The sequence below is a fragment of the Methanobrevibacter sp. genome (genome assembly GCF_045611865.1).
In the GTDB taxonomy this organism is placed as follows: Archaea; Methanobacteriota; Methanobacteria; order Methanobacteriales; family Methanobacteriaceae; genus Methanocatella.
In genome coordinates this window covers 1-16,976 of the sequence record NZ_JAZKXX010000075.1, presented here as the reverse complement: position 1 = coordinate 16,976, position 16,976 = coordinate 1, and the positions used below count along the sequence as shown (strand labels likewise).

Below are 16,976 nucleotides of genomic sequence, written 5' to 3'. Positions count from 1 at the left end.
CCGTCACTAAATAAACTGTGCATATGTAAATCTATTCTTCTATTCAAAATATAACCTCTTAAACTTAAATATAATATTTTATATATTGCATTTCATATAAATTTATATAACTTAAAATTTTTGAGGTATTGAAATGAAAGCAAAAGCTGTAAAAATAGCTGATGGTGTTTATTGGGTAGGAGTTATCCATTGGAATAGTAGAACTTTCCACGGATACGGAATTCCCGGTACTACATACAATGCATATTTAGTATTTGGTGAAGAAAAAACTGTATTGATTGATAATGCTTATGTGGGATTACAAAATCAATTGGATGCAAGAATTGAAGATGCATTTGCACAAGAAGGAAAAGAAATTAAAATTGATGTATTTGTGCAAAACCACTCTGAGATGGATCATTCTACTTACTTAAGAGATACTATTGATAAATATAATCCTGATGCGGAAATATACGCTTCAGCAAATTGTATTAAATTCTTAGAAGCACAATATCATAACTTTTCAGATTTAGAATTAACTCCTGTCGCTACTGGTGATGAAATAGATATTGGTGGTAGAACCTTGAAATTTGTTTCAGCTCCAATGCTTCACTGGCCTGACAGCATGTTCACATTCCTAGCTGAAGAGGGAATCCTATTTTCAAATGATGCATTCGGTCAACACGTATGTCATTCAAAAAGATTTGATAAGGATTACTCTCTAGATTATTTACTTAGGGAAGCTCAAAAATACTATGCAAACCTTGTAACCTTAGGTTCTCCAATGCTTAGAATGAAGCTACAAGAGTTAACCGACAATGGTCTTTTGGAACAAATTAAAATGATAGCACCATGCCACGGTCAAATTTGGACAAATCCAGGACCTATTGTAGAAAAATACTCTGAATGGGCATCTGGTGTATGTAAGGATAAAATCACTGTTATCTATGATACTATGCACCACTCAACCGAAAAATTAGCATTCCAAATTGCTGAAGGTATAATGAGTGAAGGAGTGGAAGTTGCAATGTACTTTATGCAGGAAGATGGTCCTGATGATGTAATTACAGATATTCTAGACTCCAAAGCAATTGCTCTTGGTGCTCCAACAATGATGAACAAACCGTTCCCAAGAATTGGAAACATGATGTACTGGTTGGATTGTGTAAACTTCAAAGGAACTGGCAGTGAGAAAAATGCATTAATCTTTTCATCCAAAGGATGGGGTGGTGGAGCTGTTGCAAAACTTCAACGTGACCTTGAAGAAGCAGGATTCACTGTAACCGATACTTTAGATGTATTATTTGTACCTGATGAAGATATTTTAGCAGAAGCATTTGAAAAAGGTGCAGAATTAGCTCGTTCTATTAAAGAATAGTTAATTCATTTCTTCCTTTTTTTTTAATTTTTAAAACTCGCAATTGCAAGATTTGGGTGATTTAATGTCTGGTTTGGTAGTCTATTTTTCAAGAAACGGTGAAAATTACTTTGGTGGGGAACTTAAAAACCTTGAAAAAGGAAACACTGAAGTAATAGCTGAATATATCCATGAATTAACAGGAGCTGATTTATTTAAAGTCGAACCATCTGTGGAATATCCAATTGATTATATGGAATGCATTGATGTTGCCAAAAAAGAACAAAAACAAAATGCAAGGCCTGAAATAAAGGAAACTTTAAATGATATTTCTTCTTATGATACTATATATATTGGTTTTCCTAATTGGTGGGGTACACTTCCAATGCCAATGTTTACACAACTAGAACAGCTTGATTTTGGAGGTAAAACTGTTAAACCTTTTGTAACTCATGAAGGCTCTGGTTTTGGCACATCAAAAAAGGATTTGAAGAAACTATGTGCTGGAGCTGATATTAAAAATGGTCTTTCTATTCCGGGAGTTAATGTGGGAGACGCTAAAGGCACTGTTGAAGCATGGATTAATGAATAATTTTAAGAAAGACATATTTAATTTAAAAACTAATTAATTAATATGAGTGTTTTTGTACCCGGTCACATTACAGGCTTTTTCAATATTGAAAATCATGAAATTAAATTGAAAAATGGATCCTGTGGAGCTGGCTTTTTACTCTCAAAAGGAGTTAAAACCACAATATCAGAATCTGATGAATTAGTCGTTGAGGTTAATCAAGGCGATAGCACCGTAATTAATGAAGTTTTATCTATTTTGGACATCGAAACTAATTTTAAAATCTCACAAGATATTCAACTTCCTATTGGTGCAGGTTGCGGAACATCAGCAGCTTCAGCTTTAAGTTTAACTTTAGCTTTAAATGAATTTTTAAACCTTGGATATTCAAAGGAATTATGTGGTCAAATTGCACATATGGCTGAAGTTAATTTAGGTGCTGGTTTGGGGGATGTTATTGCTCAAACAGGTCACGGATTGGTTTTGCGAACTTCTCCTGGTGCTCCGGGAATCGGTGAGATAAAATCCTTTAAAGAGGATGTTTTCATTGCTTGGAAGACTTTTGGCACAATTAAAACCGCAGATATTATTCAGGACCCTCATCACAAAGTAGTTATTTCACGGGTGGGCTTGAAATATCTTGAATTATTCGAAGAAAAACCAAGTTTGGAGAATTTTTTGGATTTTTCAATTAAGTTTTCTCATGAGACAAAATTAATGTCAGATGAAGTGAAGGATTTGACTGATTATTTTAATTCTTCGAGTGATATTTTAGGTAGTTCCATGGCCATGCTTGGAAATACTGTATTTGCATTTGCATATGATGAAGATGCATTCAAAAACTTAGACATTAAAGACTTACATATGGATAAACTCAACAACATCGGGATAGTTTATGATTAAATTAAGTTATGATATAAAAAATTACAGAAAGGATCTCCTGGAATTAGCTAACTCAGGTGATACTGTCATTGAACTTGGATGTCACACGGGAGGTACAACAAAAATAATCCCAAAAGGTTGTAATGTCATTGCAATAGACAACTCTCCTGAAGCAATTGATATAATGGAACAGTTAGATGATGTGACATTTATCGCAGGTGATGTTCGCCTTCATGATGTACTGGCTGAAGCATTTAAAATTACACAAAAATGTGATGTGCTAGCTATTGATTTGGGTGGAGGATACCATCCAGACACTGTCTTTAAGGTCTTTTATATATGGTCAAGCACTTTTAAACCAAAACATACTATAATTAGAAACCGTGGACTCTTGGAGTTCTTCAATTCATCAAAAGGAAGTGGGGAAGATTATTCCTCAGATGAAGGTTATCTTGATTCCTATCACGATTCAGGAATTCCTCCGTTAATTAAGGAATTCGACTTGTGGACTCCATCTTTAAAAAAATAGTTAATATTAATTTCTTAAATCTTATTTTGAAAAAATTATATATTATGATACAATTTGGACATTTATTTTATAATTATTTAAATAATGTTTAATTTAATATATTGATATTTGGCATATTATTGAAAATTGATAAATTATTTTTAATTAACTGTCAATTTCTTTACAATTAATATTATATATAGCAATTAAGAAAAATATAAATCATAAGTTTATATGAGGTTAGATAATGATAGGTAAAAAGATTCGTTTAGAAAGAATCATAAACAGAAATACTGGTAGAACTGTAATCGCACCGATGGATCATGGTGTATCAAGCGGTCCTATTCCAGGAATTATTGACATGGACGAAACAGTTGAAAGCATCTCACAAGGTGGAGCAGATGCAATATTAATGCACAAGGGTATTGTAAAACAAGGACACCGTGGTTATGGTGAAGATATTGGTCTTATCGTGCACTTGTCTGCAAGTACTTCCCTTGCACCAGATCCAAACGACAAAGTAACTGTAACAACCGTTGAAAAAGCAATTCAACTTGGAGCTGATGCAGTATCAATACACGTAAACCTTGGAAGTGACACTGAAAGTCAGATGCTACAGGAATTAGGTGAAATAGCTGAAACCTGTGACTACTGGGGAATGCCACTTTTAGCAATGATGTACCCAAGAGGTCAAAAAGTAGAAAACGAACATGACGTTGAATTCGTAAAACATGCTGCACGTGTAGGTTCAGAACTTGGTGTGGATATTGTCAAAACCAATTATACCGGTGATCCAGATTCTTTCAGAGATGTTGTTGAAGGAGCAATTGTACCTGTTGTAATCGCTGGTGGTCCTAGAGTGGAAACTGACGAAGAATTATTACAAATGGTAAAAGACTCTCTTGAAGTTGGTGGTGCTGGTGTAGCATTCGGACGTAATTTATTCCAAGCGGACAACCCAGGTAAAATTACAAGAGCAATATCAGAAGTAGTTCACCATGATTTAGAAGTTGAAGAAGCTTTAGAATTCCTCAAATAAGGTGATTTAATGCAAAATAAATTTGCTTGGATAAGCACTCCTGATGAATTGTGGGATGATAAAAAAGAAATGATTACAACCGCTCTTGAATCAGGAATCGACCATGTTTTAGATTTGGATGATGTGGAACAAATCAGAAAACTTGGTAATGTTAAAATTATTGCTAACAGAGAAGATGCAGACATATATTTAGTTGGAATCAACGGAGAAGGAGATGGCTTTTTAGAGTTAAATGATGACTTTTCCGATTCAGTTGATATTGCAAATGCTAAAAAAGCAAAAAGCGAAGGAAAAACAGTATGTGCTTATATTAAAATTACTGATAAAGCTCATGAACAACTTGCCGTTAAATTGGGTTCAATCGTTGATTATATTATTCTTGTTGGAACAGACTGGACAATCATTCCACTAGAAAACATTATTGCAGACCTTCAAAAGGTTGATGTTGAAATTATCGCTGCTGTACGTGATTTGGATGGTGCAAAAGTAGCACTAGAAACATTGGAACACGGAACAGACGGAATAATATTTGAAGCCAATGACTTTAATCAAACCAAAAAAATCGCAGAGGAAGTCGTTAAAGCTTCCCAAGTTAAATATGATTTGAAAATTGCAACAGTCACTAATGTAAAACCGCTAGGCTCCGGTGACAGGGTATGTGTAGACACCACTGACATGATGAGTCCTGGTGAAGGAATGCTTATCGGTTCATATTCAAAATCAATGTTTTTAGTTCACTCCGAAAGTTTGGAAAGTGAATATGTAGCATCAAGACCATTTAGGGTAAATGCAGGTCCGGTTCAAGCTTATGTGATGGTTCCGGGAAACAAAACTAGATACCTGTCAGAACTTGTTGCAGGCGATGATGTATTAATCGTAAATACTGACGGTGAAACCAGAACAGCTTATGTTGGAAGAAGTAAAATTGAAAGAAGACCATTAATATTAATTGAAGCTGAATATGAAGGTCAAACCATAAGAACACTTCTTCAAAATGCAGAAACAATCAGGATTGTTGATGGAGATAACAATCCATTGTCAGTAGCTGAAATAAAACCTGGTGATAAGGTTAAAGTTTATGTTGAAACCAATGCGCGTCACTTTGGAATAGCTATTGATGAAACTATTATAGAACAATGAGGAGATTTCATGTCACAGGTACGAGCATTTCTAGCTATTGATTTAGACGATGATTTAAAACCGAAAATTAATAAAATAATAAAAGAATTTAAAAAAATAGATACTCGGATAAAATATGTGGAATTAGCAAACCTACATCTAACCTTGAAGTTTTTCGGTGATATTGACACCAATGGTTTAAAATTGCTTGAAGAAAAAATAGCTAATGTGGTATCTGAAGCAGAGCCTTTCAATATTAAAATTAAAAGTTGTGGAGCTTTTCCAAACAATAACCATATCAAAGTTATCTGGGTAGGTATTGAAGATGACACAATCCTAAAAGACCTACATGACAAGCTTGATGTGGAATTTAATAAATTGGGATTTGATTTGGATAAGAAATTCTCAACCCATTTAACTATTGGACGTATGAAATCTGCAAAAAACAAATCTCAGGTAAAATCAACAATTGAAGAATTTGAGGATGTTGAAATTGGGGAGATGAAAGTTGATAGAATATCACTTAAAAAATCAACTTTAACACCCTCCGGACCAATTTATGATGATATAGAAGTATTTGAATTGTGATTTCATGGATTATGATTTAATTTTAAAGGATATAAAACCAAGTTTAGAAGAAAAAGAAGAAATTAACAAAGTTTCACAAATATTAATTGACTTTTTACAAAAAGCTTGTGATGATGAAAACATCGATGCAAAGGTCACCATAGTCGGTTCTGTTGCAAAGAACACTGCTTTAAAAGGTAAATCAGACATTGATATTTTCATTGCTTTTCCATTGGATACTGATAAAAAGTATCTTAAGGAAAAAGGTTTATATCTTGCCCATAAGTGTTGTGATGAATTTGATGGGGTTGCTTCACATCATTTCGCCTCCCATCCCTATGTGACTGCAGATATTGATGGATTTGAAGTTGATATGGTTCCATGCTATGCGATTAATGATGGAAGCGAACTCAAATCTGCAGTAGATAGAACAATATTGCACACACGTTATGTAAAGGCAAATCTAACTGAGGCTCAACAGGATGAAGTTCTGCTTTTGAAAAGATTCATGGCAATGACTGGAACATACGGTTCTGAATTTAAGGTTGGTGGATTTGCAGGATATTTATGCGAATTGCTTGTTATTCATTATGGTACCTTTGAGGATACTCTGAAGGCAGCTATCAAATGGGAGTATGGTGAAAGCATTGATTTGGAAAATTATGGAACCTCCAGATTATTCAAAGATCCGTTAATAGTCATTGATCCAACAGACATGAATAGAAACGTTGGGGCCGCTTTAAGATTGGATAAAATGGCCGAATTCATTCAATCTGCACGTAACTACTTAAATTCAGACAATAAACATGATTATTTCTATCCATTAAAAAGAAATTTAAATAAAACTAATATTTTAGATGAATTCCTATCAAGAAACAGTGAATTGTTGGCTATCAGCTTTGAAATTCCGGAAATTCCTCTTGACACTTTACATCCGCAACTCAGAAAAACATGTGAAGCACTTGAAAGAAAGTTAAACACTGAGGAATTCAATGTATTCAAGGCTGATTACTGGAGTGATGAAAAATCAACTGCAGTAATATTGTTGGAAATGGCTTCATCCTATTTAAACAATGTTAAAATCAATAAGGGTCCTAAGGTATTCATCAATCAGGCCTGTTTAAACTTTGCAACAAAATATGAAAATGAAAACTGTTACATTCAAGGAGATTATCTGGTTCACACACAAAAAAGGGAATTTGCCTATGTGGGAGATTTGATTAAACATATACTCACAAAAGAACATATTGGTTTAATCAAAGTTGGAAAAAACCTCAAGAAAACTCTTGTTAACACTTATGAATTTATAAATATTGAAGATATAGATGATGGAGAATTTTTAGAATTTTTAGATGACTTTTTAAATCCGGGCCAACATTTAATTAGGTGATTTGATGTCTGAGGACAAAACAGAAGATATAGATTTGATTGTAAACCATCCAAAAAAAGCAATAAACAAATTAGCTTTGCCCATTATTATCAGTTACATATTCATGATGATTAACAACATCATTGATGGTATATGGGTTTCTGGTTTGGGTCCTAATCCACTTGCGGCTGTTGGTTTTGTAACTCCTCTATTTTTGGCTCTTGTCGGATTTGCAAACGGTTTAGGTGCAGGTTCAAACAGTCTGATTGCAAGATATATTGGTGCTGAGGACTATGAAAGTGCAGGAAACAGTGCAATCCATTCAATAGTTTTGGCTATTGTAGTGACAATCATCTCAACAGTGATTATTTTACTTTTATTAAAACCTTTACTTTTGATAATGGGTGCTGGCGAGGTTTTAAATGAAACTTTGGCCTATGGAAATATGGTAATAGGAGGAATATTTTCTGTATTCTTGCCTGCAATGATGGCAGCAATATTCAGATCACAGGGTGAAATAAAAAGGGCATCATATCCGTTGATGCTGACTGCAATAATCAACATGATTATAGATCCAATATTTATTTATGTTGTAGGCTGGGGAGTTGCAGGAGCCGGATTTGCAACAGTTCTTGCAGGAACACTTGCGGCACTTCCTATGGTCTACTGGATGTTTATTAAAAGAGACAGCTTTTTGGAAGTTAAAATGAGTGAATACAAGAGAGATTTCACAATATATAAGGACATATTGGTTGTTGGTATTCCTGCCAGTTTGGAACAGTTCATCATATCATTCGTTTCAATCCTGATTAATTATTGGATAACTATTTTATCCGGAACAATTGCCGTTGCGGCATATACTGCAACATGGAGACTGGTTTCAATTGGAATGTCTCCATTAATCGGTATTGGTGTTGCCTCTTTGACTGTTGGTGGAGCAGCATATGGCGCTCGTAATTTGGTAAATCTAAAAACAGCTCTTAACTATGGAATCAAACTTGGATTGATATCATCAGTAATTGTCTCTTCATTCTTTTTCATATTTGCTGACCCGTTATCATTCATATTTTCCTACTCTGCAGACAGCTCAGTATTGGGTCCAAGCATCGTTGAGGCATTGCGCATATTATGTTTCTTTATATTGTTGATGCCGTTCGGTATTCTTTCAGGAAATATTTTCCAATCAATGGGAAAAGGAACAAGATCCCTTCTTCTAACAGTTTTAAGGTCATTCATAATGGAAGCAATCTTTGCATGGTTATTTGCTTTCGTATTCAATATGGGTGTCGTTGGAATATATATTGGTTTGGTTGTAGGAATGCAAGTGGGATGTATTATAGGATATGCCTATGTCAACTATTACCTGAAAAGGCATGAAAGCTATTTTAAGATTGTCTCTTAGTAAATTTTATAATGTTCTATTTTTATATTATAAACCATGTCAGAGATTACTAAGTTAACCGCTGATGTTGAGGTTGGGCAGTATTACGAAAAATATGTAGATTTTGATAGAATCTCAAAACTATGTATTGAAGAGCAGGAAATATTAGGATACAACTGGAATTATCCTCCATTTGATTTTGACGTTGAGGATGTTTGGAATTCCTATAACAAGCTTAAGATAATAGCATTTAAGATAGACTTTTCCGAAGAGGAATTGGCTCACACTTTTGAAGAAAAAGAGCTGGAATTTATTTTGAAGCGTTTTGAACGCATGAAAGTCAAATTGATGAATGAAATTTATATGCTTGAAAGTGAAGATTCACTTGGACTCTTTTTAGGCAAATGTAACTTATGCATGAGATGTACAAGGGAATTCAACATGCCATGTAAAATGCCTTTTAAAATGAGATACTCAATAGAATCTCTTGGTGGGGATGTTGACAGGACAGTTGAAGATGTCTTCGGATTTAAAATTCAATATGCAAAAGATGGTAAACTGCCTGAATACTTGATATTTGTTGGAGGATTGCTTTACAATAAAAAATAGGTGATAAAATGATTGTAAGTGTAATTGGTGGAACAGGACCACAAGGACTTGGAATTGCAGAAAGATTAGCTATTGCTGGTGTAGATGTGATTGTAGGTTCAAGAAAAGAAGAAAAAGCATTAGATGTAGTTGCAAAAGCTAAGGAAGACTTGGCGGACTATGATTTATCCAATATGAAGGGTATGGCAAATGAAGATGCCGCTAAAGAAGGTGATGTATTAATAATCACAGTTCCATTGGCTGCTCAAAAGCCGACCTTGGAAGGAATCAAGGAATTCTGTACAGACAAGATTGTCATGGATGCTACCGTACCATTGGAAACAGCAATCGGTGGAAAGCCATTCAGATTCATTGACTTGATGGAAGGATCTGCTGCTGAGAGAACCGCTTCCATTCTTGAAGGAACAGGTGCTAAGGTAATCTGTGCATTCTGTAACATTTCAAACTCACACCTTGCAAATATACCTGAAGAAATCGATTGTGATTGTCTTATTGCAGGGGATGATGTTGAATCCAAAGAGATTGCAGCCGAAATCATTGATAAAATATCTGGAATCAAAACAATTGATTGCGGTATTTTGGAAAAAGCCAGAATCATTGAAAAAATTACTCCATTATTGATTGGATTAAACATCAAATACAAATCCCATTATGGTGGCTTAAGAATTACTGGAATTCCAGCTTTAGACAAAGATTAGATTAATATGGATTCATTTGAACAGCTCATTGGAAAACATGTTGATGAAGTTAGTTTGGATGGATCTAATAATTCTTTTTTTATTGCACCTTTAGAGTATAAATACAAGGTTTGCGGAAGGAAATATCCTGCAGATAAGTTTAAACTTGCAGATATTGATTACTTTAATTTAATTTCTTTTTCAGAGTTGTTTAAAAAAGAAGCTATTTTGATAGTTTGGCATGATGAATCAGGTCTGATTACTGATTTGGAAATATACAATCTGACCAATGACATTAAAGTTTTATTAAATGACTATGAACATATCAGGAAAGCTATAGAAGAAGGTCAAGCCCATTGTTTAAGAGAAGGTGACACCAAGTATTTGGGTGCTAGTAGATTAAATGAAAAAGTTGCACAACCACATAGTGACCATCTTGCAAACAAACGTGAGTTTGTCCTAAAAAAGAAGTATCTGGAGAAAATTATCAATGAGATTTCATATTGTAATTTTTAGTTTATAATTGTTTTAATGCGGATTTTTATTTTTTCTTGTTTTTTGATATATATAAATCATTAACATTTAATATTTAATCATTAAGCTCTTTTATTAATATTATTTTAAATTAATTTTAATTTAAATATTTTATATCGACTTTTAAACTTTTTTAATGAAGTTTTGAAAAAATCTACAATAGATTTTTTTTATACAATATATTTAAATTTCTATTTGATTAAATTCTTTTTGAGCATTTTTAAAGAATTTGCTGATTTCCAAACCATTTACAAATATGTGGCTGACGGTAATTGATACTGTCATTTCATAGTTTTCATTGACTTTTCCCCAAGTTATTAATGGTTGAATCTGATGGCCTGTTACAATGCAATTTGTTATTGAATCGAAGTCAACCCATGGAATACAAGAGAAATTTGCAATGTTTTCCTCATCTCTTTTTTGCATATCCAATGTAAAACCCTCATCATTTCCATTTAAAATATCTGTTAATAATTTCTTGACATAATCGTGCCATTGGTGAATGTTTTTGAAGTTTTGCGGTGTTTTTACTCTCATCTCACGGTAAATTTCCTCATCTTTATTCATTATTGGGGAAGTTCCCTCCAGATAATCAAATTCAACAACCTTCTCATTAATTATCCTTCTTTTTAGCTCACTGACACTATTCACAGCATTCATTAAACATCCAAGAGATAAGATAAAAAAGGATTCATCATTGCTTTTACAGTATTTCCATAATTTTTCAACGTTTATTCGTGCAGACATACAATATCTTGAAGATAAAAAGTCGTAAAAAGGATTTTCATTTAAATTGAATTCAATTTCTCTCATTGTATAAACCTTAATCTTTTTATATTAATTTAATATAAACTATATACTGTATAAATCATATGGTTTTGTTAAAATGAAAGTTGTTATTGTAGGTGGTGGAGCTGGAGGTATTTCCACAGCTTCAAATATTCGTAAACTCGATAAAGAAATTGAAATTACAGTTATCACAAGAGATAATAAGGTAGCATATTCTCCATGTGCTATTCCTTATGTATTGTCCGGTACAATCAAATCTTTTGATGATATAGTTATGAGAACTCCTGAAGATTATAAAGCAAAAGATATTGAAGTTATTGTCGAAGCTGAAGTAACTGCAGTTGATAGTGGTAAAAAAACAGTTACTTATGAAAAAGATGGTAAAGAAACAGTTTTAGACTATGACAAATTGGTTTTAGCTACTGGTGGTAATCCATTTGTTCCTCCAATGCAAGGAGTTGAACTTGATGGAGTATTTAGAATAAGAAACATCGATGATGGTATTAAGGTTCAAGAGGCAATGAAAGATGCCAAAAGTGCTATCGTTACCGGTGCTGGATTGATTGGTATTGAAATTGCATTTGCTCTTAAAAAACAAGGTTTAAATGTTATATTAAGTGAAATGTTGCCTCAAATTGTTCCAAGGTCTCTTGACAAAGACATGTCCGATATATTGGTTAAATATTTGGAGATGGAAGGTATTCAAGTGGTTTTAGGAAAACCAATTACAAAATTGATTGGTGAAACCAAAGTCGAAAAGGCTTGTTTTGGAGATGAAGACTTATATGATGCAGACATGGTTATCATGGCTACTGGTGTAAGGGCTGAATTGGAATTAGCTAAAATGGCAGGTTGTGAAACTGGAAGATGGGCTATCATGGTCAACGACAGGATGGAAACTTCAGTGGAAGATGTTTATGCAGTAGGGGACTGTGTTGAATCAAAGGATTTGATTTTAGGTTCAAACACCATTTCCCAATTAGGTACAACTGCAGTTCGTCAATCCAAAACATTGGCTCGTACAATCTGTGGTAAGAAATCAAGATTTAATCCTGTATTGAATTCAATGGTTTCTAAAGTGGGCAAATTGGAATTTGGTGCTGTAGGATACACTACCAGTTTTGCTCAACAGAACAGAATAAGACCAGTTGTTCAAAAAGTAGAAGCACTTACAAGAGCACGTTATTATCCTAACGCAAAACCAATGGACATTAAAGTTATATGTGATGGAAACGGAACCATTATAGGTTGTCAAATCATAGCTGAAGAAAGGGTAGCTGAAAGAATCGATACAATGACTTTAGCTATTACTGAAGGTTTAACCTGCTTTGATTTAAGTAATATGGAATTTGCTTATGCACCACCAGTATCAATGGTTACTGATCCTTTAATCCTTGCTGTTGAAGAAGTAAGTAAAAAATTTAATTAATTTTGGAGATGATATTTATGCCTGAACATGGACACGGTCATCATGGTCATGGAGGCCAAATGACTCCTGAACAACAAAGACAAATGATAGAACAAGAGTTAAGACTAGCTAAAAACTTAGGTCAAATTAAACATAAAATTGTTGTAATGAGTGGAAAAGGAGGAGTTGGAAAATCCACTGTTGCAGCAAACATTGCAGAAACCCTGCAGAATTTAGGTTATAAAACAGGTATTTTGGATGCGGATATCCACGGACCAAACATACCTAAAATGTTAGGTTTAGACAATTTATACGGTGAAGCATTCAGTGAATATCAATTTGGTGTATTCAAGGAACTTACCGAAGGTGCAATGGCAAAAGAAACCTTTGAAAATGATGAGGAAAAAGCAGAATTCATCAAAGCCAAACAGGAAGAATACAAACATTCCATGTTTCCAGTTACAGCACCTAGTGGTTTGAAGGTAATGTCAATGGCATTCTTGCTTGAAGGTATAGACAGACCAATCATATGGAGAGGTCCGCAAAAAACCGGTGCAATCAGACAATTGATTTCTGATGCTCATTGGGGTCAACTTGACTATTTAATCATTGACAATCCACCTGGAACAGGAGATGAACCGTTAACCGTTTTACAAACCATTCCTGATGCTGATGCAGTAATTATGGTAACAACACCAAACGTTGTATCACAGGAAGATGTTTTAAAATGTGTTAAAATGGTTGAAATGATGAACATTGACAAAATTGGCCTTATTGAAAATATGGCTTATTACATTTGTCCACACTGTGATGAAAAACTTCATATTTTCGGTAAAGGCAATGGTGAATTATTTGCTGAAGAAATGGAAATCACTTATTTGGGTGATTTACCAATAGAAGAAAAAGTATCCGATTCACCAAATAAGGATGGAGTTATCGCAACTATCGATCCGGATGATGAAGTGTCAAAAAGATTCGTTGAAATAGTTGAAGAAATCCAAAAAGAGTTTATAAAAGATTAATATTGATGATATAGCTTATTCTTGCTATATTGGCGATGTATCCTAAGAAATTAGGATCATCCTTTAAATTTTTAAAATAATCTAGTTTTTCAATAATATATTCCTTGTTTTCATCCATTACATTTAGTGAAAAGTACTGCATTCCATTTTTATACTCCAAAGCGTCAGTGAAAATAGGAACAATGTATTCTCCATCATTGGCATATGGTATTTTTACAGGTTCATTGTCTTCAATGGATATGATAAAATAGTTGTCTTTGATATATTCTTTAATTTCAGATTCTGTTCTTTCAATAGCTTCTTGATTTTGGTTTTCACCATGCATGTAAATCATATTTATATGATCTTTTAACTCTGGATGTTTAATTTCTTCAATTTTCATTGTATCTATTTTTGATTTTCATTATTTATTTAATTTTTTCAAATATTCATCAACTTCATTTTTTGGTATGAATTTTAATGCTGCTGAGTTAATGCAGTACCTTTTTGACCCATCAGGACCATCATTGAAGACATGACCCAGGTGGGAGTTTGATTTGGTGCTTCTAACTTCTATACGTGTACTTCCATGAGAAAAGTCCCTGTGTTTTGATATTACATCTTCTGATATTGGCTTTGAAAATGCTGGCCAGCCACATCCTGAATCAAATTTGTCATCAGAGGAAAAGAGAATTTCACCATCGACCACATCAACATATACACCATCTTCAAAAAAGTCATTATATTCACCACTGAAAGGTGCTTCTGTCATTGCAAGCTGTGTTATTTCATACTCCTTTTGGCTCAAGTGGTCAAATTCTTTATCATCTATCAAACCTAAATCCACATGACAGTAACCCTGAGGATTTCTCTCAAGGTACTTTTGATGATACGCTTCTGCAGGATAAAAACAGCTTATTGGTTTTGCTTCAACAAATATCCTTTTACTTGCATCCATTTGCTTTTCTTTTAGAAAGTTTAGGACAATATCCTTTTGAAAGTCCTCCTGCCAGTAGATTCCTGTTCTGTATTGTGTTCCAATGTCTGCTGCCTGACGGTTTTTGGAGTAATGATCAATAATTTTAAAATAATTCTCTAAAATTTTATCAAGTGAAATTATTTCTGGATTATATGTTACTTTAACTGTTTCGGCATGGCCAGTTTTACCGGTGCAGACTTTCTCATATGATGGTGCTAAATCAAGGCCATTTGCATATCCCACTTCTGTCTGATTTACTCCATTAAGTCGTGATATGAATGCTTCAACACCCCAAAAGCATCCTCCGGCAAGATAGATAACGTGTTGTTTTGTAAACATAATATCCTATTTGATTTTTAAATTAATTTAAGTTTGTCTAATGTGGAAATTCAAATTCCGACAAAAGTCTTTTTTATTAGGAAATTCAAATCTTATATTAGATTATAAATGGAGGAATTAATTAATGTTTTACAGTACTATAATGAAAATTGACTCTATTGACAGATTAAGAGATATAAGAGATGCTTTACTCGTTGAACAAGGTATTAACCCTACTCGTCAAGGAGAACAAGCTATTAAAGTGGTTGTTGAAAGAATCGATGAGATTCAAGCTACTTTAGATAAATCTGCAACAAAAAATTTAAACAGAAAAAAATAAGTGATTTTTGTGATAAGACGGGTTACTAGCAGTAGACGATTGCTTAGAAAAAGAATCTATAGGGCACCACATATTCGTCACAGACAAAATACATATTATCGTGAGAATAAAAACTTAGTCAAAGCCCATCAACAGAAATTCAAAGATAGGAATGGGCCTAATATAAGACGTAAAAGAAGACCTAAACGTGAAGTGGATTCTGGTTTTAAAATGTCTTATAGATACAAATATTATCAAATAGATATTATAGATGATGAAACTGAGGAAGAATTAGATAAATAATTCTTCTTGTAACTCTTTTTTTGAAATAATTCTGTTTTCATCATGTATGTTTAAAATAATGCCTGAAAAAGCATCATCATTTTTTGAAAGCTCTTTAAATAAGTCGATTGATACTTCAGTTGGCTGGTAGCCAGTCAATTCAAGATATTCGAATCCTTTTTTATATTCAGTTAAATCTGAAAAAACAATAATCCTAAATTCATCCAGATTTCCTGTTACGAGAAAGTCCTTTTCGTGATCTTCACCGATTGTAGGGCATATGAATTTCATTTTAAAAGCTTCCTGTTCGGTCCATATTAAAGTTCTGTGAGTGAGGATTGATTACAAAACCTTGGAAATATTCATCTTCTTCAGCTAATTCTAAGATATCCTCAGGTGAGATTACTTTCATATCAAGCTTTTCTAAAAATAGTTTGGTAATCTTGGCGCTTCCAATGGCATATTCTCGGATGTCAGTAAAAACAGGAATAATGTATTCCTTACTTGATTCTGTCAATGTTAATTTAACTGGGTTTTCTACTTCATCAACTAATGTAAAATAGATTTCAGTTGGATATGTTTGTCGAATGTTATTTTTTACAGCTTCAAGCTCTATGGCATCTTCACTTTTGAGTTTTTTAGCCATATCTGCATATATTTGGATATATTCCTTAAGCTGGCTTTTGGAAGCTTTTACATTACTTTTTTGATAGTCTTCGTAATCTCTAGGATCCATATCTACTCACTACAATCATGAACATTTACTGATGGAACGAAAAATCCGTTTTGAGGAGCATTGACAGCTAATCCTAAAAATTCATCGTCATCAGCATAAGTTAAATTAAGTTCATTACCAATTGCTTTTTCAGTTAAGAATTCAATATCTCCAGCTTCTTCTTTGAAAAATTCAATAGCTTTTTCGACTTCCTCTTCATCAGTGTAAACTGGGATGAAATATTCGTTGCTTTCATCAATAAGCATGGTGACTATTTTTTCTTCGTCTCCATCTTTGTTAAAGACAATGAGGAATTCTTCATGGTAAACCATATGGTCGATTTCATGACCTAATTCATCTAACTCTTGTTCTAATTCTTCGTTTCCTTCTTCAAATGAATCGTCAAGTTCAATGTATTTTTCTATTAATTGTTTAAGTTCGCTCATAATAATCACAAAAAAATAAGTTTTTTAAAAACAAATGAACATTCTCTTCCTAAACACCACTAAAGGAATACAAACGAATGCTCATTTCAACCATCACCATTGTTCATATTATAAAAAAATAGTATAT

At 33.4% G+C, this 16,976-nt stretch carries 22 protein-coding genes; 16 read left to right on the top strand and 6 right to left on the bottom strand.

The genetic code is table 11. From position 1 onward, the window contains the following. Nucleotides 1-133: 133 nt before the first annotated feature. From ACKI32_RS09150 to ACKI32_RS09095, 12 genes are all read left to right on the top strand, one after another. Nucleotides 134-1,357 (top strand): FprA family A-type flavoprotein, encoded by a 1,224-nt coding sequence (locus ACKI32_RS09150; protein WP_407415678.1) that lies wholly within the window; start codon nucleotides 134-136, stop codon nucleotides 1,355-1,357. A gap of 64 nt (nucleotides 1,358-1,421) precedes the next feature. Continuing rightward, nucleotides 1,422-1,928, top strand: a complete 507-nt coding sequence (locus ACKI32_RS09145) for a flavodoxin (RefSeq protein WP_407415676.1) — start codon at nucleotides 1,422-1,424, stop codon at nucleotides 1,926-1,928. A 42-nt stretch (nucleotides 1,929-1,970) separates the two neighbouring features. After that, complete coding sequence (locus ACKI32_RS09140; protein WP_407415674.1) at nucleotides 1,971-2,810, top strand: pantoate kinase; 840 nt, start codon at nucleotides 1,971-1,973, stop codon at nucleotides 2,808-2,810. After that, the gene (locus tag ACKI32_RS09135) at nucleotides 2,803-3,318 is read left to right on the top strand and encodes a class I SAM-dependent methyltransferase (protein WP_407415672.1); all 516 of its coding nucleotides are present in this window, start codon (nucleotides 2,803-2,805) and stop codon (nucleotides 3,316-3,318) included. Before ACKI32_RS09140 ends, ACKI32_RS09135 begins: the two co-directional genes overlap by 8 nt. A 223-nt stretch (nucleotides 3,319-3,541) precedes the next feature. After that, nucleotides 3,542-4,336 carry a 2-amino-3,7-dideoxy-D-threo-hept-6-ulosonate synthase gene (locus ACKI32_RS09130; protein ID WP_407415680.1) on the top strand — a complete coding sequence of 265 codons (795 nt, stop codon included), beginning with the start codon at nucleotides 3,542-3,544 and terminating at the stop codon, nucleotides 4,334-4,336. A 9-nt stretch (nucleotides 4,337-4,345) separates the two neighbouring features. Further along, a complete protein-coding gene (locus ACKI32_RS09125) occupies nucleotides 4,346-5,476 on the top strand; it encodes a 3-dehydroquinate synthase II (protein WP_407415670.1) in 1,131 nt (376 codons plus the stop codon). Nucleotides 5,477-5,485: 9 nt separating this feature from the next. Beyond that, nucleotides 5,486-6,043: an RNA 2',3'-cyclic phosphodiesterase gene (thpR, locus tag ACKI32_RS09120; protein ID WP_407415668.1), complete on the top strand. Its 558-nt coding sequence runs from the start codon at nucleotides 5,486-5,488 to the stop codon at nucleotides 6,041-6,043. 4 nt (nucleotides 6,044-6,047) lie between these two features. Beyond that, on the top strand, nucleotides 6,048-7,412 hold the full coding sequence (cca, locus tag ACKI32_RS09115) for a CCA tRNA nucleotidyltransferase (RefSeq protein WP_407415666.1): 1,365 nt from the start codon (nucleotides 6,048-6,050) through the stop codon (nucleotides 7,410-7,412). 4 nt (nucleotides 7,413-7,416) lie between these two features. Then, the gene (locus ACKI32_RS09110) at nucleotides 7,417-8,793 is read left to right on the top strand and encodes an MATE family efflux transporter (RefSeq protein WP_407415664.1); all 1,377 of its coding nucleotides are present in this window, start codon (nucleotides 7,417-7,419) and stop codon (nucleotides 8,791-8,793) included. Between the two features lie 36 nt (nucleotides 8,794-8,829). Further along, nucleotides 8,830-9,381 carry a DUF2284 domain-containing protein gene (locus ACKI32_RS09105; RefSeq protein WP_407415662.1) on the top strand — a complete coding sequence of 184 codons (552 nt, stop codon included), beginning with the start codon at nucleotides 8,830-8,832 and terminating at the stop codon, nucleotides 9,379-9,381. Between the two features lie 8 nt (nucleotides 9,382-9,389). Continuing rightward, nucleotides 9,390-10,079 carry an NADPH-dependent F420 reductase gene (gene npdG, locus ACKI32_RS09100; RefSeq protein ID WP_407415660.1) on the top strand — a complete coding sequence of 230 codons (690 nt, stop codon included), beginning with the start codon at nucleotides 9,390-9,392 and terminating at the stop codon, nucleotides 10,077-10,079. A 6-nt stretch (nucleotides 10,080-10,085) separates the two neighbouring features. Next, nucleotides 10,086-10,574, top strand: coding sequence for a hypothetical protein (locus ACKI32_RS09095; protein ID WP_407415658.1), 489 nt, complete (start codon nucleotides 10,086-10,088; stop codon nucleotides 10,572-10,574). A gap of 201 nt (nucleotides 10,575-10,775) precedes the next feature. On the opposite strand, the gene ACKI32_RS09090 is transcribed toward ACKI32_RS09095, so the two are convergent. Further along, nucleotides 10,776-11,405: a CatA-like O-acetyltransferase gene (locus ACKI32_RS09090; RefSeq protein ID WP_407415656.1), complete on the bottom strand. Its 630-nt coding sequence runs from the start codon at nucleotides 11,403-11,405 to the stop codon at nucleotides 10,776-10,778. Nucleotides 11,406-11,478: 73 nt separating this feature from the next. On the opposite strand from ACKI32_RS09090, the gene ACKI32_RS09085 reads away from it, so the two are divergent. Both ACKI32_RS09085 and ACKI32_RS09080 read left to right on the top strand, forming a co-directional pair. After that, entirely contained in the window at nucleotides 11,479-12,810 is a 1,332-nt protein-coding gene (locus tag ACKI32_RS09085) for an FAD-dependent oxidoreductase (RefSeq protein ID WP_407415654.1), read from the top strand. A 17-nt stretch (nucleotides 12,811-12,827) separates the two neighbouring features. Then, nucleotides 12,828-13,811 (top strand): Mrp/NBP35 family ATP-binding protein, encoded by a 984-nt coding sequence (locus tag ACKI32_RS09080; RefSeq protein ID WP_407415652.1) that lies wholly within the window; start codon nucleotides 12,828-12,830, stop codon nucleotides 13,809-13,811. Here ACKI32_RS09080 and ACKI32_RS09075 read toward each other — a convergent pair. Together ACKI32_RS09075 and msrA are read right to left on the bottom strand one after the other, a co-directional pair. Continuing rightward, on the bottom strand, nucleotides 13,798-14,193 hold the full coding sequence (locus ACKI32_RS09075; RefSeq protein ID WP_407415650.1) for a hypothetical protein: 396 nt from the start codon (nucleotides 14,191-14,193) through the stop codon (nucleotides 13,798-13,800). The genes ACKI32_RS09080 and ACKI32_RS09075 overlap by 14 nt on opposite strands. A 21-nt stretch (nucleotides 14,194-14,214) precedes the next feature. Further along, nucleotides 14,215-15,108 (bottom strand): peptide-methionine (S)-S-oxide reductase MsrA, encoded by an 894-nt coding sequence (gene msrA / locus ACKI32_RS09070; protein WP_407415648.1) that lies wholly within the window; start codon nucleotides 15,106-15,108, stop codon nucleotides 14,215-14,217. Nucleotides 15,109-15,232: 124 nt separating this feature from the next. Here msrA and ACKI32_RS09065 point away from each other — a divergent pair, with 124 nt between their 5' ends. Together ACKI32_RS09065 and ACKI32_RS09060 are read left to right on the top strand one after the other, a co-directional pair. After that, a complete protein-coding gene (locus ACKI32_RS09065; protein WP_407415646.1) occupies nucleotides 15,233-15,427 on the top strand; it encodes a hypothetical protein in 195 nt (64 codons plus the stop codon). Between the two features lie 9 nt (nucleotides 15,428-15,436). Continuing rightward, nucleotides 15,437-15,709, top strand: coding sequence for a hypothetical protein (locus ACKI32_RS09060; RefSeq protein WP_407415644.1), 273 nt, complete (start codon nucleotides 15,437-15,439; stop codon nucleotides 15,707-15,709). Here the strand turns inward: ACKI32_RS09060 and ACKI32_RS09055 are convergent. The 3 genes from ACKI32_RS09055 to ACKI32_RS09045 are packed head-to-tail and all read right to left on the bottom strand — an operon-like array spanning nucleotide 15,698 to nucleotide 16,849. Next, nucleotides 15,698-15,979, bottom strand: a complete 282-nt coding sequence (locus tag ACKI32_RS09055) for a hypothetical protein (RefSeq protein ID WP_407415642.1) — start codon at nucleotides 15,977-15,979, stop codon at nucleotides 15,698-15,700. The two genes, ACKI32_RS09060 and ACKI32_RS09055, sit on opposite strands and share 12 nt — an antisense overlap. 1 nt (nucleotide 15,980) lies before the next feature. Next, nucleotides 15,981-16,424, bottom strand: a complete 444-nt coding sequence (locus ACKI32_RS09050) for a hypothetical protein (protein ID WP_407415640.1) — start codon at nucleotides 16,422-16,424, stop codon at nucleotides 15,981-15,983. Nucleotides 16,425-16,426: 2 nt separating this feature from the next. Further along, nucleotides 16,427-16,849 (bottom strand): hypothetical protein, encoded by a 423-nt coding sequence (locus ACKI32_RS09045; protein WP_407415638.1) that lies wholly within the window; start codon nucleotides 16,847-16,849, stop codon nucleotides 16,427-16,429. Nucleotides 16,850-16,976 lie beyond the last annotated feature (127 nt).

What these genes read in the sequence shown, in the direction of transcription:
- ACKI32_RS09145 (WP_407415676.1), top strand. Translation starts at nt 1,422, where the DNA reads ATGTCTGGTTTGGTAGTCTATTTTTCAAGAAACGGTGAAAATTACTTT.
- ACKI32_RS09140 (WP_407415674.1), top strand. Translation starts at nt 1,971, where the DNA reads ATGAGTGTTTTTGTACCCGGTCACATTACAGGCTTTTTCAATATTGAA.
- ACKI32_RS09080 (WP_407415652.1), top strand. Translation starts at nt 12,828, where the DNA reads ATGCCTGAACATGGACACGGTCATCATGGTCATGGAGGCCAAATGACT.
- ACKI32_RS09125 (WP_407415670.1), top strand. Translation starts at nt 4,346, where the DNA reads ATGCAAAATAAATTTGCTTGGATAAGCACTCCTGATGAATTGTGGGAT.
- cca (WP_407415666.1), top strand. Translation starts at nt 6,048, where the DNA reads ATGGATTATGATTTAATTTTAAAGGATATAAAACCAAGTTTAGAAGAA.
- ACKI32_RS09095 (WP_407415658.1), top strand. Translation starts at nt 10,086, where the DNA reads ATGGATTCATTTGAACAGCTCATTGGAAAACATGTTGATGAAGTTAGT.
- ACKI32_RS09065 (WP_407415646.1), top strand. Translation starts at nt 15,233, where the DNA reads ATGTTTTACAGTACTATAATGAAAATTGACTCTATTGACAGATTAAGA.
- ACKI32_RS09150 (WP_407415678.1), top strand. Translation starts at nt 134, where the DNA reads ATGAAAGCAAAAGCTGTAAAAATAGCTGATGGTGTTTATTGGGTAGGA.
- ACKI32_RS09075 (WP_407415650.1), bottom strand. Translation starts at nt 14,193, where the DNA reads ATGAAAATTGAAGAAATTAAACATCCAGAGTTAAAAGATCATATAAAT.
- ACKI32_RS09055 (WP_407415642.1), bottom strand. Translation starts at nt 15,979, where the DNA reads ATGAAATTCATATGCCCTACAATCGGTGAAGATCACGAAAAGGACTTT.
- ACKI32_RS09090 (WP_407415656.1), bottom strand. Translation starts at nt 11,405, where the DNA reads ATGAGAGAAATTGAATTCAATTTAAATGAAAATCCTTTTTACGACTTT.
- thpR (WP_407415668.1), top strand. Translation starts at nt 5,486, where the DNA reads ATGTCACAGGTACGAGCATTTCTAGCTATTGATTTAGACGATGATTTA.
- ACKI32_RS09050 (WP_407415640.1), bottom strand. Translation starts at nt 16,424, where the DNA reads ATGGATCCTAGAGATTACGAAGACTATCAAAAAAGTAATGTAAAAGCT.
- ACKI32_RS09045 (WP_407415638.1), bottom strand. Translation starts at nt 16,849, where the DNA reads ATGAGCGAACTTAAACAATTAATAGAAAAATACATTGAACTTGACGAT.
- ACKI32_RS09135 (WP_407415672.1), top strand. Translation starts at nt 2,803, where the DNA reads ATGATTAAATTAAGTTATGATATAAAAAATTACAGAAAGGATCTCCTG.
- ACKI32_RS09105 (WP_407415662.1), top strand. Translation starts at nt 8,830, where the DNA reads ATGTCAGAGATTACTAAGTTAACCGCTGATGTTGAGGTTGGGCAGTAT.
- ACKI32_RS09085 (WP_407415654.1), top strand. Translation starts at nt 11,479, where the DNA reads ATGAAAGTTGTTATTGTAGGTGGTGGAGCTGGAGGTATTTCCACAGCT.
- msrA (WP_407415648.1), bottom strand. Translation starts at nt 15,108, where the DNA reads ATGTTTACAAAACAACACGTTATCTATCTTGCCGGAGGATGCTTTTGG.
- npdG (WP_407415660.1), top strand. Translation starts at nt 9,390, where the DNA reads ATGATTGTAAGTGTAATTGGTGGAACAGGACCACAAGGACTTGGAATT.
- ACKI32_RS09110 (WP_407415664.1), top strand. Translation starts at nt 7,417, where the DNA reads ATGTCTGAGGACAAAACAGAAGATATAGATTTGATTGTAAACCATCCA.